Below are 22,892 nucleotides of genomic sequence, written 5' to 3'. Positions count from 1 at the left end.
CCGGTCCGGGGTGGCGGGACGGGGATGGTGTTCACCGTCCCGCCACCCCGACGGGATCATGTGCCGCTGGGCACCCGCTCGCGCTCGCGCTCCGGGCCGGGCTGCCGGACGATCGTCGGCGTCGGGTGGGCCGGGCGGAGCGTGAGGAGACTGCCGACCAGTCCGGAGAAGAGCACCACCACGCCGAGCGCGATCGCGGTGGCCGACGGCAGCACCACCCGCAGCGTGTCGTGCGGGTTGAGGTCGCCGAAGCCGTCCAGCCCCCAGTACGAGACGGCGCCGACGGTGCCCGCCGTGCCGGCGGCGAGCAGCAGCAGACCGATGGTGACGCTGGTCTCCAGCCGCAGCAGGCGGATCCACCGGTCCGTCGCGCGCTGGGGGACCAGCCGCTCCTGCCGGCCGTAGATCTCGGCCAGTCCGCCGAAGAGCACGAGCTGCACGCCGACGAGCACCATCAGGCACGCGTACACCAGGGTGCTGACGTCGAGTCGGACCGAGCCCAGCGACAGCGGGCCCGGGGTGAGCGCGCCGACGCCGACCAGCCCGAGCAGGGCGAGCGACGTGCCCGGCCGGACCAGGGTCTTGCGCGGGGCGAACACCAGCAGGAACCGCAGGTGCCGCCAGCCGTCCCGCCAGGTGCGCAGGTGCGGCGGCCGGGACCGCCCGTCCGGCGACAGGGTGGTCGGCACCTCGACGATGTCGTAGCCGGCCAGCGCGGCGCGTACCACCAGCTCCGAGGCGAACTCCATGCCCGGCATGCAGAGCCCGAGCGCCCGGATCCGCTCGGTGTCGAAGCCGCGCATGCCGCAATGGAAGTCCCGGACCTCGCGTAGGCCGAACAGCGCCCGGCCGAGCCAGCTGAGCACCGGGTTGCCCAGGTACCGGTGCAGCGGTGGCATGGCGCCGGCCGCGATGCCACCCCGGAACCGGTTGCCCATGACGACGTCGTGCCCGGCTCGGAGGGCCTCGATGAACGGCCCGAGGTCCGACAACGCGTACGAGTCGTCCGCGTCGGCCATGATGATGTACCGGCCGCGGGCCTGCTCGATGCCGTTGAGCAGGGCGCCGCCGTAGCCGCGGATCGGAGCGGACACCACGCGGGCGCCGGCCCGCTGGGCGATGTCCTGTGAGCCGTCGGTGGAACCGTTGTCGGAGACCAGCACCTCCCCGACGACCCCGCACTCCTCGAGTGAGCGCAGTGCCTTGCGGACGCAGGTTTCCAGCGTCTCAGCCTCGTTGAGGCACGGCAGCAGCACCGTGACCTCGATCTCCCGTTCGTTCGTCATGATCCCCGTTGCTTTCGGACGAGATGGTGGGTGCGAGCCGTTCCGGCTCGCCGTCGGCCGGCGTGTGCCGGTCCGTCGAGACTGGTGTCGATCGCAGCCGTTGCCAGCCGACGGCGGCAGCGATCGGGAGGAACGCGAGCGCGGGCAGGCCGTAGCGGTGGTCGAACATGGAGGTGGCGACCGAGAAGACCATGATCCCGACGCCGATGCCGGCGTACAGGAGAGCGATCATGCTGAGTCGCAGCCGGCCCCGGCGCGGCCACAGCGCGCCGACCAGCGCGATCAGGACCATGGCGGCCATGACCGGCGCCGGGGTGACGCCGTATCGGCCGTACCCGTGCAGGAACCGGCTCGCCGCGTTCGCCTCCACGTCCCGGGAGGGCGCCGGAAGCGGCTCGTAGCCGGGGCGGGCGGTGCGCGGCACGCAGTTGAAGTCGGCCGCCCAGTTGGTCGGCGCCAGCTGCGGTCGCCACCAGTTGGCCAGGCACTCCTCCATCGGCTTGAGCCGGGTCGGCCAGAAGTAGCGCGCGGTGTCCGACGCGATGGCGGCCAGGTAGTCACCCGGCTGCTGCTTGATCACCTCGTGGGCGAACTCGTCGAGGTCCTCGGGTCGTTCGGCGTCGAGGATCGGGCTCTCGATGTTCCAGATGTACCAGTCCGGCCGGTCGGGCCGCTGGTCCAGCGGCTGCACCGGGCAGAGTTTGCGTAGGCCAGGGCGCAGCTCCAGCCGGTCGCAGTCGGCGAAGTGCGCGGTCCGTCCATAGAGGAACCGGCCGCCCTCGAGGCCGAGCGCGCCCTGGACCGTGCCGACGCCGACGAAGGCGGCGCCGAAGAGGGCGACGATGCCGAGCAGGAACGCGGTCGGCGCCCGCCAACCCCGCCACGGCAGCAGCAGGAACAGCACCAGCGCGCCGATGGCGACCACACCGGTGGGCCGGGTCGCCATGCCCAGTGCGACGGAGACGCCCGCGACCAGGCTCGCCACCATGCCGGGCCGTTCGCGCCGGACCAGCAGCAGCGCCGCGACCGCGAGTGCGGTGGTGAAGAGCGTCTCGGTGAGCAGGTACTGCTCCAGTGTGAACTGGGTGGCGTCGAGCAGGACCGGCGTCACCGCGAGGGTGGCCACCCACGGGCCGACGCCGATCCGGCGCAGCACCAGGTACGTCGCGACGGCGAGGGCGACGCCCGCGAGGTGCTGCACCGCCACGAGCGAGGCGAAGGTGCCGGTCCACTCGAACGCCTTGAGCAGCCACGCGAACGGCCATCGGGGTGGCATGGCCGGCCAGGCTCGGGACAGCCGCACGTACGTGCCGGAGTCGCCCTGGAACCACAGCGCGGGCTGATAGGCGGCCATCGTCACGATCCGCAGTGCGATGCCCGCGGTGACCACAATGGTGAGCCCGACGTGGCGACGTAGCAGGTCGGCGAGGGTACGAGTGGTGCGGGCCGATCGGGCGATCAGGCGTCCAACGGGCACGGAGCGCTCCAGGAAACTGCGGAGAGTGATTGGCCGCCAAGCTAACACGGTGACCATTCACCGTGTGGGGTTCGGCGCGGGCGCCGACAGCAGCGTGTCAATGCCGCAAACTGCCGTTCACCTGTCCGAAAGGACCGAAACGGCCCCGACCCTGGGGGCCCCGGGCCGAACGGCCGGGCGGAGCGGTCGAGCGGACGAACTCGCCGACCCGTTCGGCCTGCCCCTCGTGCGCCGGCGCAGCGCGCCTCAGGCGACGCCGGCGGGCCGGAACTGGACGCTGACCCGGGGGCCGACGGGCCGGGCGGTCTTCGGGATCGCGTGCTCCCAGGTGCGCTGGCAGGAGCCGCCCATCACCACCAGGTCGCCGTGCCCGAGTGGGAACCGCAGGCTCGCGCCCCCGCCGCGCGGGCGCAGCAGCAGCGGCCGCGGTGCGCCGAAGGAGACGATGGCGACCATCGTGTCGGTGTGCGCGGAGCGGCCATGGGTGTCGCCGTGCCAGGCGACGCTGTCCCGCCCCGAGCGGTAGAGGCACATGCCGGCGGTGACGAACGGCTCGCCCAGCTCGGGGGTGTAGTGCCGGGTGAGCGCGGTGCGCGCCTCGGTCAGCAGCGGGTGTGGCAGTGGCCGGTCCGGCCCGTACCAGGAGAGCAGGCGGGGCACCTCGACCTCGGTGTCGTACATCGTCCGCCGTTCGCCCCGCCAGGGCACGTCGTGCAGCAGGGTGTCGAAGACCGCGTCCGAGCCGGCGACCCAGCCGGGCAGGTGGTCCACCCAGGCGCCCCGGGAGAGTTCTCGCCGGCGTAGTCGCCCGGCCAGCGGGCCGAGCGTCGGCTCCGCGGCGGCGAGATCCAGCATCGACGGCTGGTAGGCGGGCCCGGACACACGCTCACCCTACCCGCCGTGTTGGTACAGGTGTACGACCGGGGCGTCTTTTCGCCCGCTGGTTACCTGCCGCACATGTCGGTGTCGCCGGACATCGTCGGGGCGGCCCTAGCGTGAGGCGGCTCCGCCCGGCCCGGGCGGGCGGTGCGCGAGGAGACGACCAGTGCAGAGCAGCTCCACCAACCTGTCGGTGGCGCCCCGATCGACGGCTCCGCCGGTGGAGCCGCCACCGGTTGTGGCCGGCCGGCGGGCGCTTCTGGTCGCGGCGGGGCTCGCCGCCGCGTGGGTCGTCCCGGTGCTGGCGTACGCCCTCGGGCTCGCCGGGCTGCTGCCGCCGCTGGTGCTGCTGCTGACGGCCGGGTTGCTGCGCGTCGGGCGTACCCTGCTCGACCGGCTGGTGCTGGCCGTGGCGTTGCTGGCCGGCGCGGTCTGCGCCGCGGCGCTGCTCTTCTCGTTCTGGCCGTGGGGCCTGCACCCGGTGCCGGTCGCCGGCTCGGCCCTGACCGCGCTGCTCGGGCTCGGCCTGCTCACCGGCCGCCGGCCGCGCCTTCCCCGGCCGGTCCCGGCCGACCTGGCGCCGGTGGCCGCCGCGGTGCTGTCCGGGCTGGCGCTGGCGTGGCCCTACCTGCGCGCCGACGGTCTGACCGGCCGGCTGGCGTACGCCATGATCGGCGAGGACAACAGCCGGCACCTGGCGGCCGTCGAGGGAATCCGGGCGGTGGGCGGCTACCTGTTCGCCGACCCCGACGCCGCGGCCCGGATCGCACCGGAGGCGATGGTCTACTACCCGCAGGGCTTCCACGTCACGGCCGCGCTGCTGGACACCTTCCTGCGCTCGTCGACCGCGGCCGGCGGACCGGCGAGCACCCTCGACCACTACCTGGGTTGGGCGATCTCCGCGTACGCGCTGCTGGTGCTGGCCGTGGTCTGGGCCGCCGGCCGGATCGCCGGACGGCTGCTGGACCCGGTCCGCGCGTTCGTCCTGGCCGGCGTGGTCACCGCGCTCGCCCTCGGCTCCGAGCTCACCCGGTTCGTGGTCTACGGCTACCCGGGCGAGAGCCTCGGCCTGGCGCTCACCGCGGTCCTCATCGCGCTGGTCTGCCGGCCGGTGGCCCGCACCGGCACCCAGCTCTGCCTGCTCGGGGCGCTCTGCGTCGGGGTGGGCTTCGCGTACCTGATGTTCCTGCCGGTGGTCGGCGTGCTGGTGCTGGCCTGGCTGGTCCGGCACCGGCGGGCGGTGCGCCGGCGACCCTGGCTGCTCGCCACGGTCGCGGTGGTCACCGCCGTGCTCACCCCGCTGCCCAGCGTGGCCGGCCTCCTCTTCACCGACCAGGTCGACAACGTCGCCACCGGTGGCGGGGTGTTTCCGCGCTACGACGCCTACCTGGCGCTGACCGCGGTGATCGGCGCCGGGTTGTTCGCCGGCGGGCTGCGGTTGCCGGTGTGGCGCCGGTACGCCGGCGCGCTGGCCGCGGCGCTGGCCTTCGCCGTCGGGTTCCTCGTCTACTTCCGGGTGCTCGGCCTCGACCCGCGTTACTACTACGGCAAGACCCTGCACCTGCTGCTGGTCGTCCTGCTCATCGGCGCGGGGGCGGTGCTGCTGCTGCGGCCGCTGCCGGCGCGCGCCGCGGCGGCCCGTCGGTCCGGCTCCGCCCCGGTCGTCCTCGCCCGGGTGCTCGTCGCGCTCTGCCTGGTGGCCGCGACGGCGGGGATCGCCGGTCTGCCGCGCGGGGGTGGGATCTTCGCCCAGCCGTTCGGCCCGCGCAGCACCACCTGGTCGGCCGCCTGGTGGTCGGGGCTGCTGGAGCGGCCCCGGCAGGCCGACGTGACGGCCCGCGCACTGCCCCAGGCGCCGGTACGCGACGGCCAGGTGACCGTCGTGGTCAGCGACCACCGGCGCGAGGGCTACCTGGAGACGCTCTTCCTCGCCACGTTGCAGGGCACCCACGGCGCGTCCGCGCCGGCGTTCTACAACCTGCCGCTGGCCGAGCCGGCCCGCGCCGCGGCGGTGGTCGAGCGGGAGCGGCGGCCGATCCGTTTCCTGGCCACCGGGCCGGAGCCCGCCGCGGTGGTCGAGCGGCTGCTCGCCGAGCGTCCGGAGCTGCGCTCACGGGTGACCCTCGAACTGCTGCGCTGACCCGGTGCGGGTCGGCCGGTGCGGGTCAGGCCGGTGCGGCGGTGCGGGCCTCCAGCACGGCGTCGGCCACCCGCCGCCGGCCGAGCCCGTCCACCGTGGACCACGCCCGGGCGGAGAGGGCCGCACGGCGGGCCGGGGAGGCGAGCAATCCGGTCAGGGTCCGCGCGGCGGCCGCCCGGGCGGCCCGCCCGGCCAGCCCGCTGGCGGCCAGCTCCGGCAGCTCGCCGAGGCCGGCGACCAGCCCGTGCTCGACCACCCGGCGGTACGACTCGCGCTGGTTGTCCACCACGCAGACCAGCGCGGCGGGCGCACCGAGGCAGCACAGCTCCCAGGTGGAGGTGCCGGCGGCGCTGACCACCAGGTCCGCCGCCCCGATCAGGGCCGGCAGCTCGTCGGTGGGCGGCACCGGGCGCAGCGACTGCCCCCGCCCGGTCGTCACGGCCGCCAGCTCCGCCTCCACCTCGGGCCGGCCCACCACGACGGTGAGGTCCATCGGGTGTCCGGTGGACAGCAGCACCCTGGCGAGCACGGGTGCGGCGCCGACCGCGTCGGTGCCACCGAAGAAGGCCAGCACCCGGGGCCGGCTCACCGGCGTCGCGGTCCGCGGCGCCGGCGGCCGGGCCGCCACCACCGAGTCCCGCAGCAGCGCGTACCGGACGCCGGCGAGCAGCCGCTGCGCCGGCGCGGCGATCTCCGTGCCGAAGTTCTGGTCGAGGTACAGGTCGGCGTCCTGACCCCGGGTGTCGCCGTCGACCACGGCGAGGGTCAGCACGCCCGCCGCGCGCAGCGCGCCCGCCGCGGCCGGTTCGAGCTCGTAGGAGTCGACCACCATGACGTCGAGCTGGTGCCGGCGGGCCGTCTCGACCAGCTCGGCGACGGTCGGCGGACCCGGGTGCAGCGGGATGCCCCGCGCCGCGAGCTGTGCGGCGGCCCAGCCCACCCCCTCGACGGCGCCGAACATCTCGACGCGGCTGCCGCGGGCCAGGAACTCCTCGCCCAACGCCAGCGAGCGGACCAGGTGGCCGACGCCGCGCCGCGGCCCGGCGTCGCAGCGCAACCCGACGCGTAACGTGCTCAGGACTCCTCCAGCGGCTTCTGCCGTACGCCGGCGTTGAGCGCGCGCAGCGCCGGCTGCCCGTCGAGCCAGTCGGCGAGCTTGGCCAGCGGCACGCTGACGTCGCCGAAATGGTCGGCCACCGCGCGTACCAGCGTCCAGTCCTGCTCGGTGTCGAGGGTGAGCCGGAGCCCGGACCGGTCCGGTGTGAGCGTCACCCCGAGCACCCGGAACAGCTCCGGGTGGGTGTACGCGTACGAGGTGACGTGCACCCGGTGGTGCTCGGTGGCGAGCCGGTCCAGCGTCCGCAGCGCGTCCGCTCGGATGATCTCGACGTCCAGCCCGCGCGGCAGTGTGCGCGCGATCGACGTGCTCGCGTAGTCCAGCCCGGGGACCGCCCGGTAGACCGAGGCCACCAGAGTGATGATCTCCGGGTCGAGCAGCGGGCAGTCGGCGGTGAACCGCATGACCGCGTCACCGGGGTGCGCGTCCAGCGCGCCGATGAACCGGCTCAGCACGTCGTCGACCGGGCCGCGGTGGCACGGCACATCGAGCCGGTCGCACTCGGCGGCCACCGCGTCGTCGACCGTGTCCGTGCTGGTCGCCACCACCAGGTCGGCGAGCACCCCGCTGTCCCGGGCGGCCCGGACCACCCGGCCCAGCACACTGCGGCCGGCGAGCGGTCGCAGCACCTTGCCCGGCAACCGGGACGAGCCCATCCGGGCCTGCACGATCCCGACGATCCGCGTCACCGATGCCTCCGTCCGGTCCCACCACGGCCGCTCACTGCTGCTCCTGCTGCTTCGGCGCCAGCGCCTTGCGGGCCCGCCGCTTGGCCGCGCGGGCCCCACGCCGGGCCAGCCGGGCCGGGGTGAGGGCCAGCCGTCCGACCCGGTAGCTCAGCGATCCGCTTAGCAGGTTGATGGTCGCGTCGGCCCGGCGCAGCGCCCGCTCCCGCGAGGTGAGCAGGTCCTCGGTCCACTTCAGCGCCGCGGACATCCGGGTCAGCTCTTCACGCTGGCGCAGCCACGCCTCGCGCATCTGCTGGTAGTCGCGGGGCCCGGCCGGCGGGTCGGTCGGCTCGATCGACCGCAGCTCGCCGACGAGGGTGACCCGCCCGTCGGCGTCCAGCCCCCGGAGCGCGGCGGTGACCGCCGCCTCCGCCTCCACCGCGGCCGACACCGTCGCCCGGTCGAGGTCGTGCCCGGCGAGGCCGCTCAGCACCACGGTCAGTCCCGCGACGTCCAGCGTGGAGGACCAGGGGTGGGCGTACCCGCCGGTGAGCAGCGCGGCGGCGAACCGCCACAGACCCCGGGCGAGCACCACGTCGCGGTGGAGCGGCTCGGTGGCCCGCCAACTGGGATCGAGCACGGCGTACCGGCCGGCGGAGACCACCACGTTGTCGGCGCCGGCCAGCGCCGCGGCGCCGGCGATCCGGCCGTCGTCACCGGCCTGCCCCGCGAGCCACTCCGCGTACCCGCGCAGCAGCGTCCGCAGCGTGTCCAGGTCGCGCCGCAGGGCGCCGTCGATCAGCAGGGTGCGCAGCAGTCGCCCGTCGGGCACCGGTTGCCCGATCAGCGCGGACGGGTCCCGGTACGCCGCCTTCCGGCTGGCGAACGGCGCGGCGGCCGTGCCGGTGCGGTCGGCGCCGGGGGTGGCCCGCCACCGCCAGCCGTCCGGCCCGTCGACCACCTCCACCACGTCGGAGCCGGGCGGTCCGGTCTGGAGCAACGCCACCGGAAGGTCGTCCGGCGACCCGAGGGCCGGGGCGGCGCCGGGTGCCGGGGCCCTGCGGGCCAGCACCAGCCAGCTCGGGGCCAGCGCGGCGCCGTGCCCGGCGTGCAGCGCTTCCACGGCCAGCCGGGCGGGGTCCTGGAGCACCGGCGCTGCGGCGAAGCCCTCGATGCAGGCGTCGTGCAGGACCGCGTCGAAGAACCCGGCGGTGGTCCACCGGTCGAGCTGGTCGGCGTCGAGCAGCGCGGTCGGCGCCCCCGCGTTGGGGTAGGCGGCGAAGCAGACGCCCGGCTGCAGCCCGGCGTCGATCAGCCGGGCGCGCACCTGCTCCCGGTTCGCGGGGTGGTCGGAGTCCAGGACCCCGCCGATGGTCCAGGCGGCGTCGTCGCGTCGGGCGTACCAGGGGGCGGTGTCGACCAGCCGGTGCAGCCCGAGCGGGTTGTCCACCCGCAGCAGCAGGGTGCCGCCGGGGGCCAACGCGACGGCCAGCCGGCCCAGCACGCCGCCCCAGCCCAGCCGGGCACCCTCCACCGACTCCACCGGGTCGAGGCCGGCGCCGGCGATGACCACGTCGAACCGCTCGTCCTCCGGCAGTCCGGCCGGCCCGCCCACCACCACCCGGGCGGTACGCGCGGCCAGCGCCACCCCGTCCGGGTAGCTGCGCAGCAGGCACGTCACCTGGGCGTGCGCGAGCCGGTCGAGCACCGCCGGATCGTGCGGCCCGGCCAGGAGAACCCGGGCGCCGGCCGGCACGATCCGCGCCGCCAGCGCGGCCAGGGTCACACCGTCGGCGGGGCGCTGCTCCGGCAGGTCGGACCAGGCCAGCATCTCCCCGCCCGGCAGCACGATCCGGTCGGTGGGTGCCGTCTCAGTGGTCAACTCGTTCCTCCTGGAGGTTCGCCCACCCGAGCAGCTCGCGCAGCTCGGCCGGCGTGCAGCGGTGGTCGGTGCCCAGTTCGGCGCGGGCGATCGCGACGGCGGTCGGCAGGTCCACCGACTCGCCGTGCAGCTCCGGCCACTGGCGGCGGATCCGGGCGGTCCCGCCGAAGGTCGGATCCTCGTCCGCGAGCACCATCGGGTCGCCGTACACCGCCGGTTCACAGCCGGCGGCGATGCCGTAGAAGATCGCGCTGGTCAGCCGGTTCGACGCCACCCGGCGGTGCCGGCGCAGCTCGGTGAGCTGCTTGTCGAGGAAGAGCCGGTCGGTGTCCTTCCACCAGTGCCCGCGGTAGCCGTGGCAGATCACGCGGAAGCCGGCGTTCTCGTAGAGCCGGCGCACCCGCCGCATGCCGTACTCGTGCCAGTAGAGGCAGACGGTCACCGGGCCCGGCTCGGTGTCGCGGATCCGGGCGATGAGCTCCCGGTGGTCGCCGCGGACGTGCTGACCCTCCCAGCCGTGGAACGGATACCAGATGGTGCCCTGCCGCTCCGACTCCGGCGGGTCCTCGGGACGCAGGGCCAGCAGGTACGCGAACGGCGCGCCGATGACGACGACGTTGCGCCGGCCGACCGACCAGGCCCGCCGCCGGGTCTGCTCCGACCAGAGCAGGCTGGGCGTGCCCTCGGCGTACGGGTGGCCGGGGGCCAGCCCGTCGCCGATGTTCCAGCCGTGCTGGACGTACCCGTTGATCCGCGGCGGGTGGCCGTCGCCCAGCCCGGCGTAGCGGGCCAGCACGTGGGCGTGGCCGTAGAAGTGGTTGGCGTGGTGCATCAGCGTCCCATCAGGCGGCGACCGGCCGAGCCGGGCGGCCCCGCAGCGCCGCAGCGAGCGCGTCAATGACGCGGTCCTGGTCGGCGTCGCTCATCGTCGGGTAGAGCGGCAGCGAGAGTTGCTGACGGTAGAACGACTCGGCGACCGGGCAGGATCCGCGCCGGTAGCCGAGGTCGGCGAAGACCGGGTGCCAGTGCACGGGGATGTAGTTGACCTGCACGCCGATGCCGGCGGCGCGCATCGCGTCGTACACCTCGCGGCGGCGACCGTCGAGCACCCGGATCGGGTAGAGGTGCCAGGCCGGTTCGGCCCACGACCGCCGCACCGGCAGCCGCACCCCGTCCAGGTCGGCCAGCGCCTCGTTGTAGCGGGCGACCAGCTCGGCCCGCCGGGCGAGGAAGCCGTCGAGCTGGCGCAGCTGGCTGCGACCGAGGGCGCAGAGCACGTCCGGCAGGCGGTAGTTCAGCCCGAACTCGTGCACCTCCTGGTGCCAGCCGCCCTCGTCCGGCCAGCGCTGCTCGTCGCGCTCGCGTACCAGGCCGATGTTGCGGAACCGGCGGGCCCGCTTGAGCAGCTCCGCGTCGGTGCTGGCGACCGCGCCACCCTCTCCGGTGGTGAGGTGCTTGGTCGGGAAAAACGAGAAGGTGGTCACGTCGGCGAGCGAGCCGACCGGCCGGCCCCGGTAGGTGGCCCCGACGGAGTGCGCGGCGTCGGCCAGCAGCACCGCGTCCGAGCCGCTCAGCGCGGTCCGCAGCGCGTCGTAGTCGGCCGGGTGGCCGGCGTAGTCCACAGCCGAGACGACCCTGGTGCGCGACGTCGTCGCGGCGGCCGCCGCGGCCGGGTCGAGGGTGAAGGTCTCCTCCTCGACGTCCGCGAAGACGATCTTCGCGCCGAGCAGCGCGGCGCTGCTCGCGGTGGCCACGAAGGTCATCGGCGGTACGACCACCTCGTCGCCCGGGCCGACGCCGGCCGCCGCGTACGCCACGTGCAGCGCGGCGGTGCCGTTGGAGACCGCCGCGCAGCCGGCGCCACCTGCCACCTTCGCCAGGTCCGCCTCGAACCCGTCGACCTGCGGGCCGGTGGTGAGCCAGTCACCGCGCAGCACCTCGGCGACGGCGGCGACGTCGTCCTCGCTGACCGAGTGCCGGCCGTAGGGGAGCATCGCCATCACTTGGTGAGGCCGAGCATGTCGCGCAACTGCTCGACGCTGAGCCACTCGTCGTTGGTGTCCGACTGGTACGCGAAGCCGTCCGACACCGGCTCGCAGTCGACCGGCGGCTGGTAGCCCCAGCCGGCGATGGTCGGCTGGACGATGTACCGGTCCGCGGTGCGCACCGTCCGGCGGCTGTCGTCCGGCGCGATCATCTCCTCGTGCAGCTTCTCGCCGGGGCGGATGCCGATCTCGTGCGTGGTGGCGTCCGGGGCGACCGCCTCGACCAGGTCGAGGATCCGCATGCTGGGGATCCGGGGCACGTACAGCTCGCCGCCCTGCATCCGGTCGAACGAGTCCATGACGAACTGGACGGCCTGGTCCAGGGTGATCCAGAAGCGGGTCATCCGCTTGTCGGTGACCGGCAGGCTCTTGCCCTCGGCGGCGAGCCGGCGGAACAGCGGGACCACCGAGCCCCGGCTGCCCACGACGTTGCCGTAGCGCACCACGGCGAACCGGGTCGGGTGGTGGGCGGCGTAGTGGTTGGCCGAGACGAAGAGCTTGTCGCCGACGAGCTTCGTCGCGCCGTACAGGTTGATCGGGCTGGACGCCTTGTCGGTCGACAGCGCGATGACCTTCTTGACGCCGGCCTCGATCGCCGCGTCGACGACGTGCTGGGAGCCGGTGATGTTGGTGGCGATGTACTCCGACGGGTTGTACTCCGCGGTGTCCACCTGCTTCAGGGCCGCGGCGTGCACGACGTGGTCCACCCCGTGCATCGCCCGGGTCAGCCGGTGCCGGTCCCGGATGTCGCCGATGAACCAGCGCAGCCGGGGGTCGTCACCGAGCTGCTGGCGCAGCTCGTACTGCTTGAGCTCGTCGCGGGAGAACACCACGACCCGGGCCGGGTCGGCCTCGGCGAGGACGTGCCGGAGGAAGGTCCTGCCGAAGGAACCCGTTCCCCCGGTGATGAGAATGGAAGACCCATTCAACTCACTCAATTGGTGCTCCCATGGTCGTGGTTGTTTCCGCGGTGGCCTTCGGCTGACCGACCGGATCGAGACGCTAGACCCGGCGGGTTAACAGCCCGGCGCACCCCGGTGAACTGATGCCACGTGGGAAGTGAATGCGGAATGCCTTGCAGGCAAACACTTTTCGCTCATTCGGGGCCCGATGGAGCAGCTTAGAACCTCGGCTACACTCGGCCGGCACGCCAGTCGTGCGTACCCGTTACGGAGGAAAGACCAGTGGAACTGCAGCGACTGAGAGTCGTCTTCCGCACGGCGTTGGAACTGCCCGACAACGCCGCCGTGGACAGCCTCGAATACCGCGGAATTGAGAAGTGGGACTCGCTCGCGCACATGTCCCTGGTGGCCGCGATCGAGGATGAGTTCGGCGTCATGTTGGACACCGACGAGGTTATTGATCTCAGTTCCTTCGACCGCGCTCGCCAAATCCTGGAGAAGCACGGTGTCGTTCTCCTCACCGACTGATCCGCCGGCCCGCCGGGTGCTGGTCACCGGATCCACCCGGGGCATCGGTCTGGCCGTGGCCCGGCGGCTCGCCGAGCAGGGCTGCGTGGTCGCCGTGCACGGCCAGTCGCCCGGCGCCGCCGACGAGGTGGTCGCCACCCTGCCCGGTGGGCCGCACCTGGCGGTGCACGGCGACGTGGCCGACCCCGACCAGATCCGCGCCCTGACCCGCGTCCTGTTCGAGCGGTGGCGCGGCCTGGACGCCCTGGTCGTCAACGCCGGCACGCACGCAGCGGGGCTGCTGGGCGGGGTGTCGGACGAGACCGTGACCCGGCTGTTCGCGGTCAACGCCGCCGGCGCGGCGCACACCCTCCAGCAGGGAGTTCGCCTGCTACGCCGGGGCGAGCGCCCCGCGGTGGTGCTTACCGCCTCCCTGGTCGGCTCGGCCGGGGCCGCCGGCCAGACGGTCTACGCGGCCAGCAAGGCCGCGGTCGAGGGGCTGACCCGGGCCGCGGCGAAGGAACTCGGCCCCGCCGGCATCCGGGTCAACGCGGTCGCGCCCGGCTTCATCCGTACCGACCTGCTCGCCGATCTGGACGACGCGGGCCGGCAGGCCCGCGCCGCCGCCACCCCGCTGCGCCGGCTCGGCGAGCCGGCCGAGGTCGCCGAGGTGGTCGCGTTCCTGCTCTCGCCGGCCGCGGCCTTCGTGACCGGCCAGGTGGTCGGCGTGGACGGCGGGTTGACGCTGTGAGTGACCTGCTGCACGCCGACGCCCGACTGGTGGACGCGGGCACCGGACGGCACCTGGGTGGCCCGGATCTCGCCGCCCGGGTCGCCGACCTCGCGGCGTCGCTCGACCGGGAACCCCCGGGCGTCGTCTTCGCCACCGTGCCCGCCGACATCGACGCCGTGGTGGCCGTCCTCGCCGCCTGGCAGGCCGGCCGCCCGGTGGCGCTGCTCGATCCGCAGATCCCCGCCGCCACGCTGCGGGACCTGGTCGACCGGTTCCGCCCCGCCCTGCTGCTGACGCACCCCACGCCGCCGGACGGTTACCAGGCGACGGCGGTCGGGCCGGGCCTGGCCTGGCGGCGTACCGGGCCCGCCGGTCAGGCCCCGCACCCGGACCTGGCCCTGCTGCTCACCACGTCGGGATCGACCGGCAACCCCAAGCTGGTCCGGCTGTCCCGCTCGGCCGTGCGGGCCAACGCGGCGGCGATCGCCATCGCGCTGGGCCTCGACGGCGACGACGTGGCGCCCACCACCCTGCCGCTGCACTACACCTACGGGCTCTCGGTGCTCACCAGCCATCTGCACGCCGGCGCCACCGTGCTGCTGGAACGCTCCGGCCTCACCTCCCGCGACTTCTGGTCCGCCGTCGACCGGCACCGGGTCACCTCGCTCGCCGCCGTGCCGTACCAGTACGAGATGCTGCGCCGGCTGCGCTTCGCGCCCGGCCGGTACGAGCGGCTGCGGACGCTCACCCAGGCCGGCGGCCGGCTGCATCCCGACCTGGTGACCGACTTCCACGGCCGGATGACCGAGGTCGGGGGCCGGTTCTTCGTGATGTACGGGCAGACCGAGGCGACCGCCCGGATGACCGTCCTGCCGCCCGACCGGCTGCCGGCCAAACTCGGCTCGGTCGGCCTGCCGGTGCCCGGCGGCACGGTGTCGATCCGTACCGACGACGGCGCCGAGACCACCGAGGCGGCCCGGACGGGCGAGATCGTCTACCGCGGACCCAACGTGATGATGGGCTACGCCGAGAGCGCCGCCGACCTGGCCCGCCCGGACGAGCTGGGCGGCACACTGGCCACCGGCGACCTGGGGCGCCTGGACCCGGAGGGCTTCCTGTTCGTCACCGGCCGGATCAAGCGGATCGCCAAGGTGTTCGGCGTCCGGGTCAACCTCGACGACGTGGAACGGTCGCTCGGCCACCACGGTCCGCTCGCCGCGATCGCCGGAGTGGACCGGTTGGTGGTGGTGGCCGAGGGAGCCGACGCGGACCGGATCGCCCGGATCCGCACCGAGGTCGCGGCGGCGTTGGGCACCCACTCGTCCGGCGTCCAGGTGCGCAGTGTCGACGCGCTGCCGTTGACGCCCGCAGGCAAGCCCGACTACCGCGCGCTGGAGGAACAGTGCTGACCGACGTGTTCACCCGCACCCAGCCGGAGAAGGAGGAACGGCTGCGCGGCGAGCTGGTCGAGCTGCTGGGACACCACCGGCGGCACTGCCCGCCGTACGCCCGGATCCTGGACGCCCTCGACCAGGACGGTGAGCCGGCGACGCTGGCCGACCTGCCCTGGCTGCCGGTGCGGTTGTTCAAGACCCGCAAGCTGTCCAGCGTGCCCGACGACGAGGTGATCCGGGTGCTCACCTCCAGCGGCACCACCGGCGAGGTCAGCCGCATCCACCTGGACCGGGCGGCGGCGGCCACCCAGTCCCGGATGCTGGCCCGCACGCTCGGCACGGTCCTCGGACCGCGGCGGCTGCCGATGATCGTGGTGGACCGCTCCGGGGTGGTCGGCGACCGGCGCTCCTACTCCGCCCGGGGCGCGGGAGCGCTCGGCATGGTGAACTTCGGCCGCGACCACCTCTGGCTGCTCGACGCCGACGACCGGCCGGACGTGGCCGCCCTCAAGGAGTTCCTCGGCCGGCACGGGGACTCGCCGTTCCTCGTCTTCGGCTTCACGTTCATGGTCTGGCGCTACCTCTACGAGGTGGCCCGCGACCATGGCCTCGACCTGTCCCAGGGGATCCTGGTGCACTCCGGCGGCTGGAAGAAGCTCGTCGACCAGGCCGTGGACAACGCCGAGTTCCGGCGCCGCCTCGGTGCCGACACCGGCCTGACCCGGATCCACAACTTCTACGGAATGGTCGAGCAGATCGGCACCGTCTTCCTGGAGGGGCCGGAGGGCGGCTCGCTCTACTGCCCGGACTTCGCCGACGTCATCGTCCGCGACCCGGTGACCTGGCGGGAGGCGCCGATCGGCACCCCGGGCGTGATCGAGGTGCTGAGCACCCTGCCCACCTCGTACCCGGGCAACGTGCTGCTCACCGAGGACCTCGGGGTGGTGCACGGCGTCGACGACGGCCACTGGCCGGGCAAGCGGTTCAGCGTCCTGGGCCGGCTGCCCCGCGCCGAGGCCCGCGGTTGCAGCGACACCTACGTCGGAGGTCGGTCATGACGGTACGGATGCGCTTCCCGGCGGGGCCGGAGCTGCCGGTGGACGAGGTGGTGCCACCGCCACCGGAGACGCCGCTGACGGTCGGTGACGAGCGGATCATGGACTTTCTGACCGCCGTGTCACGCCGTCTGCTGACCCCGGCCCTGGCCCGGCGGCACCCGGAGCTCGGCTCGCTGGGCTTCTTCCTGCGCCGTCGGGAGCTGCTGCGCGGGGTGGAGCGGCTGCGCGCCGGCCTCGACGAGCGGGTGCTGGCGTTTCCCCGGGGCGTGGTGTTCCACGTCCCTCCGGCCAATGTGGACACCATCTTCGTCTACTCCTGGGCGTTGGCCGCGCTGGCCGGCAACATCAACGTCGTCCGCGTCTCCCCCCGCTCGGCGGCGGCCGCCGACGCGATCCTCGAGGTGTTGAACGACAGCCTCGCCGAGGCGGACCCGGTCGTCGCCCGGACCCAGCGCATGGTCACCTACGGCCACGACGACGCGGTGACCGCCCGGCTCAGCGCCGACTGCGACGTCCGGGTCATCTGGGGCGGGGACCGGGCGGTGACGACGGTCCGGCGGCATCCGTTGGCTCCGGCGGCCCGCGACCTCACCTTCCCGGACCGGTCGTCCTTCGCGGTGCTGTCGATCGCCGGCTGGGAGGCCGCCCCGGTCGTCGCACGGCGGGACGCGGTGGCGAAGTTCGCCAACGACGCCTACTGGTTCGACCAGGCGGCGTGCTCGTCGCCCCGGGCGGTGTTCCTGGTCGGCGACGCCGCGCGCGCGGACGCCGTCCGGGCCGAGTTCGTCGCGTTGCTCGGCGTCGCGGCCCGGAACCGGGGCTCGGACGTGGACGCGGCGATGGCCGTGGAGAAGCGGGTCGGGTCGTACGGGCTGGCCGCCGACGGGGGAGTGTCCCGCATGGCCTTCCCCGACAACCTGGTGGCGACGCTGGAGCTGGACTCGCCGGCCGCGGTGCCTCGGGAGTGGCTCGGCACCGGCACGTTCGGCTTCGTGACGATCGCGGAACTGGCGGAGCTGGTGCCGTTCCTGCGCCGGCGGGACCAGACCCTGACCCACTTCGGGTTCGACCCGGCCGAGCTGGTCGGGTTCGCCCGGGAGCTGGGGGGCCGGGGCATCGACCGGATCGTGCCGTTCGGTGCGGCGCTCAACTTCGCCCCGGTCTGGGACGGCTACGACCTGCTGCGCGAGTTCGTCCGGCTGGTCAGCGTCGACGGCTGACCGCCCGCCACGACACCGCGGGCCCGGTCCCTGACGGACCGGGCCCGTCATCGTGGGTCGGGGCTCAGATCAGGTCCCAGGCCAGCGGCGTACCGCGCGGCACATCGCGGGCGAAGGTGCGACCGAGAACCCGGTCGAGGTCGGCCGGGGGGAGCCCGCCCGCCGGCCGGATGGAGCGGACGTTGGCGGCGGTGACCGGGTCGCCGGCGCGCACGTCGGCGACCACGAACAGGGACCGGCGGAACCGCAGTCCCTCCCGCTCGGTCGGGGTCGGTCCGATCGTCGTGCCGCCCAGTGCCGCGAAGGCCCGCTCCGACTCGACGGTGAGCGCGGCCAGCTCGTCCGGCTCCAGCGAGAAGTCGGAGTCGACGCCACCGTCGGCCCGGCGCAGCGTCACGTGCTTCTCGATCAGGCAGGCGCCGAGCGCCACCGAGGCGATCGGCACACCGATGCCCGGCGTGTGGTCGGAGAGCCCCACCGGAACACCGAAGGCGTCGGCCAGCACGGGCAGCCGACGCAGGTTGCTGTCCTGCGGCGGCGCCGGATAGGACGCGGTGCAGGCCAGCAGCACGATGCCGCCGGCGCCGCCCTCGCGGGCCGCCCGCACGGCGGCGTCGATCTCAGCCATGGTGGCCATGCCGGTCGAGATGACCATCGGCTTGCCGGTGCTCGCCACGAGCCGGATCAGCGGCAGGTCCACCAGCTCCGAAGAGGCGATCTTGTACGCCGGCGCGCCCAGTTCCTCCAACAGCTCCACGGCGGTGTGGTCGAACGGGGAGGAGAAGACGGTCAGACCGTGCTGGTGGGCCCGCTCGAAGATCGGCGCGTGCCACTCGTACGGCGTGTGAGCCCGCTCGAAGAGCTGCCAGAGACGCTCACCGCCCCACAGGTCGTGGCCGTCGGAGATCCGGAACGCCGGCGCGTCGACGTCGATGGTGATGGTGTCCGGCCGGTACGTCTGGAGCTTCAACGCGTGCGCACCGCTCGCGGCCACCGCGTCCACGATGGCCAGCGCCCGGTCCAGGCTGCCGTTGTGGTTGCCGGACATCTCCGCGACCACGAGTGGCCGCTCCCCGGCGCCGACAGCGTGCGGTCCGATCTTGATTGTCATGTTCCTCTGCTCATTTCCGTCCACACCACCTGGTGCGGTCTACCGTCGACGTCCTGCTCGTACTGCCGGACGACGCGAAATCCGAAGCGCCGGTGCAGGGCCAGCACCGGCCGGTTGGTGGCCAGCGTCTCGCCGCCGAGCGTCCGTGCTCCGAGGACGTCGAAGGCGTACGCGATCCCGGCCCGCTCCAACGACATCCACGCCGGCAACAGCTCGCCCCGCGCGTCCAGCCCGGCGATGTCCAGGTAGAACCCCCAGGTCAGGGCCCGCTCGGGCGAGGTGACGCCGGAGAAGGTGACCACCCCGGAGGGCGCACCCTCGTGCAGGTGCACCAGCACCCGCCGATCGGGGTCCGCGCGGACCCGCGCCCACCAGGCGGTGTGCTCCACCAGGCTGATCTCGTGCCGGGTCAGGCTCACCGCGCGCACCTGCGGGTGGTTGCGCCAGCGCAGCATCCGGTGCAGGTCGCCGTCGTCGGCCGGGCGGAGCGGCGCGGTCATCCGCGACCCGCCAGCGCACGCGGCCGCTTCGACGGCGCCGGATCGTCCGCGGGCGCGTTCTCGGCGGGCGCGTCGGACGACGTTCCGGTCCGGGCGCCCAGCACCCGGCCGGCCACCCGGTGGGCCCGGCGCAGCGCCGCGTACGCGAGGTAGTCGTTCCGCCCGACCAGGCGGTGCTTGAGGCCGGCGACCCCGTCCGGCATCGGGTAGCCACCGGCCGGCAGATAGCGGCGGTAGTGCTGGGCGACGCGGCGGAAGAAGGCGCGCCGCAGGTGCGGATGCAGCCGGTCGTCGTTGCCCGCCACCACCAGGTAGTGGTTCACCATCAGCTGGAACAGCTCGGCCCGGAGCCGCTCGTCAGGGTGGCGGCGGCCCACCCACTCCATCAGCCGCTCGTACTGGTCGAAGGCGTCGAAGTGCCGGCCGCTGCGGGTGGAGGTGATGGCGCCGAGCCGGCCCTGGCGGTACAGGTAGCAGACCCGGTCCAACACGGAGATCCGCTCGGCGCCGATCAGCAGCGGGTGGCTGAACGGGATGTCCTCGTACCAACCCGCGTAGAAGCGCAACTCCAGCTCGTCGAGGTACGCGCGGCGGACGACCTTGTTCCACGCGGTGTGCTGCACCCGCAGCAGCTGCGGCTGCTCGGCGAGGCGGACCGCGCCGGTCACGCCGCGCAGCAGGTGACTGCTCGCGTCGACCTCGCGCCGGCCGTCCTCGTGCACCCGGAGGTGGTCGAGCATCAGAACGTCCGGCTCGTGCTGGCGCAGCCGGTCGAGCACCGCGGCAATCGTTCCGGGCGGCAGCCAGTCGTCGCTGTCGACGAACCAGACGTACCGCCCGGTGGCCACGTCGAGACCGGCGTTGCGGGCCAGCCCCAGGCCCACGTTGTCGGTCAGGTGCACCACGCGCACGCCGACCCGACCCGCGGCATACGAGCGCAGCATCGCGGGGCAGCCGTCGGGGGAGGCGTCGTCGACGGCGATCAGCTCGACCGCATCCGCCTCACCCGCCGGGATGTCGGCCCGGATCGACTCCAGGCACTGGTACAGGTACGCCTCGACGCCGTAGACCGGCACGACGATACTCAGCAGCGGGGCGTGCGTCGGCTCGAAGACCACCTCGTCACCATTGACGACGCGGATGGACGGCCTCGGAACCTCACGTGGCGCCCGAGCGTGGGCCGCCTGAACAGCGGCCCAGCACGGGGTTAACGCTTGAGGATCCGGCGCACCGGCTCGGGCAGGGCCCGCTTGACCCGGGCCCGCAGCCGCTGCTCCCCCAACGTCGCGATCTCGCCCCGCAGCTCACCGTTGCGGTCGCGCAGCCACTGCACCCGGGCCAGCAGCTCCTCCGTCGACGTGGCGGCGGCCGGGCGTACGGCGGGCGGGAAGGTGGTGGCCCGGACCTGCGCGTCGAAGCGACTGGCGCTGTCGCCGTCGGCGAACGAGTTGCCCAGATCGTGTTTGGCCAGGAACGAGAGCATGGTGGCGTACCGGGCCTTGTGACCGTTGTTCATCGCCGTGTAGTCGGCCTCCTCGTAGAGGTCGGCGGCGTCGACGTCGGCGGGCACGTCCTTCATCACCCGGTGCGGGATGTCGAAGTAGCGGGCCAGTTCCAGAGTGCGCGAGTCGTGCGCGAACAGGTAGCCGGGCGTGCCGGCGACCAGCGCGGTGATGGTGCCGTGGATGCGAGTGCCGAAGGCGAAGTCGAAGCCGGCGAGGTAGTCCATCCAGGTCCACGGGTCGAGGAACATCCGCACCTTGTCCTCGGTGAACAGCGGGTGCGAGCTGTGGATCGGGATGGTGCTGGTCTTCCCCCGGTCCTCCGGGGCGTCGCCGTAGAGCAGGGTGCCCAGGGTCTTCAGGTCCTGCGGGAGGTAGCGCAGGTTGGGGTAGCGCTGCTGGTGCGAAGCGATGATCTTCCCCATCGACTTCACGTACGGCGAGACGGTCAGGGCGACCTTGTCCTGCGGCTCCAGCGCCGCCTTGCCCTTCTCCACCCCGAGGGTGTCGCCGTGCAGGAACATCGACGGGCAGCCGATCACGTCGACCGCCGAGAAGCCCAACGTGCGCAGGTAGCCCTCGGTGATCTCGCCGCGCACGCCGATGCTGTGCGAGCGGTTGAGCACCGCGCGGACGAACCGGCTGACCACATCGTCGATCGGGCGCAGGTACTCCCGGTCGCCCGCGACGTTGGTCTGTACGCCCACCCCCAGCACCACCACCGGGATCTTCAACCGCTCGACCAGCTTGGTCATCGCCTCGATGCGGTGCGCGTAACTGCGGCGGAACGCGTTGGCCAGCGGAATGACGTAGACGTCGTACTGCTCGTTGATGCGGTCGACGTCGCGCGGGTCGACCCTGAAGCCGGTCGAGGTGATCTCGGCGGTGCTGGTACGCAGGATCTTGTGCGCGGCGTGACTGAACACCAGATTGCCGTTGTTCTCGCCGATCCAGTTGCCTTCGAACGCCTCCTCGGGGGAGTAGACATCGAAGGGGCCCTTCTTCGCCCGCATCAGGATCCGTTGGTGCATTCGGGCTCCACCTCTCGTCTGCTGGCGCCCGGGCACAGCGCCGCCCAGGCCTGGATGGACGGGCGCGCCGTCACCTCCGGGTCCCGGAATATTAGGACACAAGCCAGCCGGAACAAATCCAAGCGTCACCCTCGTCGAGGTGACGGGCGCCACCGCCGCCGGTAGGGTGCCCGGTCGGGGCGGCGCGGGGACCGCGGGCCCGCCGTTGGACGCGCTCGCCGGGCCGTCCGCCGAGCGACGGAGGAGACGTGCGTGTTGGGGAGCCGGCCGTCGATCGCGGGCCGGACATGACCGTCCCCGCAGCTGCCGGTCGTGGCGCTCCGACCGCTGGCGTGGCGAACCGGCTGCCATCGCTGACCGGGCTGCGGTGGATCGCCGCGTTGCTGGTGTTCGGCTTCCATGCCGGGACGATGCGGATCATCGCTGAGCCGGACTACCGGGCGGTGGTCGACGCGCTGTTCACCCTGGGCCTGTCCGGGGTGCAGTTCTTCTTCATCCTCAGCGGCTTCGTGCTGGTCTGGTCGGCCCGGCCCGGTCAGCGCCGGCGTGACTTCTGGCGACGGCGGGTCGCCAAGATCTATCCGAACCACCTGGTGCTCTGGGCAGCCGCGCTGCTGGTCGCCCTCTGGTTCGCCGACCCGATCTCCCCGGCCGCCGCGGTGGAGAACCTGCTGCTGCTCCAGGCGTGGGACCCGCGGCCCGGATGGTTCTACAGCGTCAACACGGTGAGCTGGTCGCTGTCCTGCGAGGTCTTCTTCTACCTCTGCCTGCCGTTGGCGCTGCCGTTGCTGCGCCGGGCCCGGCCCGCGTTGCTCTGGGCGCTGGTCGTCGCGGTGCCGCTGCTGATCCTCGCGCTCTGGCCGGCCCAGACCCTGGTGCCGGAGGCCAGCCGGTGGTGGTTCACCCAGATCTTCCCGCCGGTGCGGTCGCTGGAGTTCTGGATGGGCGCGGCGGCGGCCGAGTTGATGCGTCGGGGCAGTTGGCGGGGGCCCGGGCTGGCCGGGGCCAGCGTGATCTTCATGGTCACCTGGGTCGCCGCCGCGCAGTGGATCCGCGCCGAGCTGTGGACCACCCTGCTCGCGGTGGCGTACCTGCTGGTCATCACCGCTGCCGCGGACGCTGACGTGCGTGGTCGGCGCTCACCGTGGCGGTCGCGCCCGCTGGTGTGGCTGGGGGAGGTGTCGTTCTCCTTCTACCTGGTGCACGTCCTGGTGATGACGACCGTGCTGCGCTGGAGCGGGGACTGGGGTGTCGGCTTCACCGGCTGGCGGGGGCCCGCTGTGGTGCTCGGCTTCCTGCTGGTGACCCTGTTCCTCGCCGGGCTGCTGCACCGCTACGTGGAGACGCCGATGATGCGCCGGTGGGCCCGCCGCCGCGCCCATCCAGCACTCCAGCGACCGCACCGGCGGGATGATCTGGGTGAACCACCACCGGCTGGCC

Annotated in this window: 20 protein-coding genes; 7 read left to right on the top strand and 13 right to left on the bottom strand. The window is 73.4% G+C overall.

The window, feature by feature from the left end:
- Positions 1-56 precede the first annotated feature (56 nt).
- The 3 genes from EAD98_RS13115 to EAD98_RS13105 all read right to left on the bottom strand — a co-directional run bounded on the left by EAD98_RS13115 (position 57) and on the right by EAD98_RS13105 (position 3,618).
- On the bottom strand, positions 57-1,286 hold the full coding sequence (locus EAD98_RS13115; RefSeq protein ID WP_121654324.1) for a glycosyltransferase family 2 protein: 1,230 nt from the start codon (positions 1,284-1,286) through the stop codon (positions 57-59).
- A complete protein-coding gene (locus EAD98_RS13110; protein ID WP_158609790.1) occupies positions 1,228-2,763 on the bottom strand; it encodes a glycosyltransferase family 39 protein in 1,536 nt (511 codons plus the stop codon). Before EAD98_RS13110 ends, EAD98_RS13115 begins: the two co-directional genes overlap by 59 nt.
- Positions 2,764-3,009: 246 nt before the next feature.
- A complete protein-coding gene (locus EAD98_RS13105) occupies positions 3,010-3,618 on the bottom strand; it encodes an alpha-ketoglutarate-dependent dioxygenase AlkB (RefSeq protein WP_121654366.1) in 609 nt (202 codons plus the stop codon).
- Positions 3,619-3,808: 190 nt separating this feature from the next.
- Here EAD98_RS13105 and EAD98_RS30930 point away from each other — a divergent pair, with 190 nt between their 5' ends.
- Entirely contained in the window at positions 3,809-5,782 is a 1,974-nt protein-coding gene (locus EAD98_RS30930; RefSeq protein ID WP_158609789.1) for a hypothetical protein, read from the top strand.
- Between the two features lie 25 nt (positions 5,783-5,807).
- Here the strand turns inward: EAD98_RS30930 and EAD98_RS13095 are convergent, their stop codons facing one another.
- The 6 genes from EAD98_RS13095 to pseB are packed head-to-tail and all read right to left on the bottom strand — an operon-like array spanning position 5,808 to position 12,432.
- Entirely contained in the window at positions 5,808-6,860 is a 1,053-nt protein-coding gene (locus tag EAD98_RS13095) for a PseG/SpsG family protein (protein WP_121654322.1), read from the bottom strand.
- The gene (locus EAD98_RS13090; RefSeq protein ID WP_121654321.1) at positions 6,857-7,588 is read right to left on the bottom strand and encodes an NTP transferase domain-containing protein; all 732 of its coding nucleotides are present in this window, start codon (positions 7,586-7,588) and stop codon (positions 6,857-6,859) included. Before EAD98_RS13090 ends, EAD98_RS13095 begins: the two co-directional genes overlap by 4 nt.
- A gap of 31 nt (positions 7,589-7,619) precedes the next feature.
- A complete protein-coding gene (locus EAD98_RS13085) occupies positions 7,620-9,449 on the bottom strand; it encodes a class I SAM-dependent methyltransferase (RefSeq protein WP_121654320.1) in 1,830 nt (609 codons plus the stop codon).
- Positions 9,439-10,281 carry a hypothetical protein gene (locus EAD98_RS13080; protein WP_121654365.1) on the bottom strand — a complete coding sequence of 281 codons (843 nt, stop codon included), beginning with the start codon at positions 10,279-10,281 and terminating at the stop codon, positions 9,439-9,441. Before EAD98_RS13080 ends, EAD98_RS13085 begins: the two co-directional genes overlap by 11 nt.
- 10 nt (positions 10,282-10,291) lie before the next feature.
- On the bottom strand, positions 10,292-11,443 hold the full coding sequence (locus EAD98_RS13075; protein WP_121654364.1) for a DegT/DnrJ/EryC1/StrS aminotransferase family protein: 1,152 nt from the start codon (positions 11,441-11,443) through the stop codon (positions 10,292-10,294).
- Between the two features lie 5 nt (positions 11,444-11,448).
- The gene (gene pseB, locus EAD98_RS13070) at positions 11,449-12,432 is read right to left on the bottom strand and encodes a UDP-N-acetylglucosamine 4,6-dehydratase (inverting) (RefSeq protein WP_121654319.1); all 984 of its coding nucleotides are present in this window, start codon (positions 12,430-12,432) and stop codon (positions 11,449-11,451) included.
- 246 nt (positions 12,433-12,678) lie between these two features.
- On the opposite strand from pseB, the gene EAD98_RS13065 reads away from it, so the two are divergent.
- From EAD98_RS13065 to EAD98_RS13045, 5 genes are read left to right on the top strand one after another with little or no spacing between them, the layout of a single operon-like run.
- Positions 12,679-12,924: an acyl carrier protein gene (locus EAD98_RS13065; RefSeq protein ID WP_121654318.1), complete on the top strand. Its 246-nt coding sequence runs from the start codon at positions 12,679-12,681 to the stop codon at positions 12,922-12,924.
- On the top strand, positions 12,902-13,654 hold the full coding sequence (locus EAD98_RS13060; RefSeq protein WP_233583809.1) for an SDR family NAD(P)-dependent oxidoreductase: 753 nt from the start codon (positions 12,902-12,904) through the stop codon (positions 13,652-13,654). The genes EAD98_RS13065 and EAD98_RS13060 overlap by 23 nt, the downstream gene beginning before the upstream one ends.
- Complete coding sequence (locus EAD98_RS13055) at positions 13,651-15,045, top strand: AMP-binding protein (RefSeq protein WP_121654316.1); 1,395 nt, start codon at positions 13,651-13,653, stop codon at positions 15,043-15,045. The genes EAD98_RS13060 and EAD98_RS13055 overlap by 4 nt, the downstream gene beginning before the upstream one ends.
- Positions 15,039-16,088, top strand: a complete 1,050-nt coding sequence (locus tag EAD98_RS13050; RefSeq protein WP_121654315.1) for an acyl-protein synthetase — start codon at positions 15,039-15,041, stop codon at positions 16,086-16,088. Before EAD98_RS13055 ends, EAD98_RS13050 begins: the two co-directional genes overlap by 7 nt.
- A complete protein-coding gene (locus tag EAD98_RS13045) occupies positions 16,085-17,308 on the top strand; it encodes an acyl-CoA reductase (protein WP_121654314.1) in 1,224 nt (407 codons plus the stop codon). Before EAD98_RS13050 ends, EAD98_RS13045 begins: the two co-directional genes overlap by 4 nt.
- Positions 17,309-17,372: 64 nt before the next feature.
- On the opposite strand, the gene pseI is transcribed toward EAD98_RS13045, so the two are convergent.
- From pseI to EAD98_RS13025, 4 genes are all read right to left on the bottom strand, one after another.
- Positions 17,373-18,419, bottom strand: coding sequence for a pseudaminic acid synthase (gene pseI / locus EAD98_RS13040; RefSeq protein ID WP_121654313.1), 1,047 nt, complete (start codon positions 18,417-18,419; stop codon positions 17,373-17,375).
- Positions 18,416-18,919, bottom strand: a complete 504-nt coding sequence (locus EAD98_RS13035; protein ID WP_121654312.1) for a GNAT family N-acetyltransferase — start codon at positions 18,917-18,919, stop codon at positions 18,416-18,418. Before EAD98_RS13035 ends, pseI begins: the two co-directional genes overlap by 4 nt.
- Complete coding sequence (locus EAD98_RS13030) at positions 18,916-20,037, bottom strand: glycosyltransferase (protein ID WP_121654311.1); 1,122 nt, start codon at positions 20,035-20,037, stop codon at positions 18,916-18,918. Before EAD98_RS13030 ends, EAD98_RS13035 begins: the two co-directional genes overlap by 4 nt.
- An 89-nt stretch (positions 20,038-20,126) precedes the next feature.
- Positions 20,127-21,452 carry a polysaccharide pyruvyl transferase family protein gene (locus EAD98_RS13025; protein ID WP_121654310.1) on the bottom strand — a complete coding sequence of 442 codons (1,326 nt, stop codon included), beginning with the start codon at positions 21,450-21,452 and terminating at the stop codon, positions 20,127-20,129.
- Positions 21,453-21,700: 248 nt separating this feature from the next.
- Between EAD98_RS13025 and EAD98_RS13020 the strand changes: the two genes are divergently transcribed.
- A partial coding sequence (locus EAD98_RS13020; RefSeq protein ID WP_233583808.1) for an acyltransferase occupies positions 21,701-22,892 on the top strand: 1,192 nt, incomplete at its 3' end.

Origin of the sequence: Micromonospora sp. CV4, assembly GCF_003667455.1 — a bacterium.
Classification (GTDB): Bacteria; Actinomycetota; Actinomycetes; order Mycobacteriales; family Micromonosporaceae; genus Micromonospora.
Note: the sequence above shows the minus strand (reverse complement) of the source record. Positions and strands in the feature narration are given on the sequence as shown.

Coding starts and splice junctions, on each gene's coding strand:
- EAD98_RS13115 (WP_121654324.1), bottom strand. CDS start 1,286: ATGACGAACGAACGGGAGATCGAGGTCACGGTGCTGCTGCCGTGCCTC.
- EAD98_RS13105 (WP_121654366.1), bottom strand. CDS start 3,618: ATGCTGGATCTCGCCGCCGCGGAGCCGACGCTCGGCCCGCTGGCCGGG.
- EAD98_RS13080 (WP_121654365.1), bottom strand. CDS start 10,281: ATGCACCACGCCAACCACTTCTACGGCCACGCCCACGTGCTGGCCCGC.
- EAD98_RS13075 (WP_121654364.1), bottom strand. CDS start 11,443: ATGCTCCCCTACGGCCGGCACTCGGTCAGCGAGGACGACGTCGCCGCC.
- EAD98_RS13045 (WP_121654314.1), top strand. CDS start 16,085: ATGACGGTACGGATGCGCTTCCCGGCGGGGCCGGAGCTGCCGGTGGAC.
- pseI (WP_121654313.1), bottom strand. CDS start 18,419: ATGACAATCAAGATCGGACCGCACGCTGTCGGCGCCGGGGAGCGGCCA.
- EAD98_RS13035 (WP_121654312.1), bottom strand. CDS start 18,919: ATGACCGCGCCGCTCCGCCCGGCCGACGACGGCGACCTGCACCGGATG.
- EAD98_RS13025 (WP_121654310.1), bottom strand. CDS start 21,452: ATGCACCAACGGATCCTGATGCGGGCGAAGAAGGGCCCCTTCGATGTC.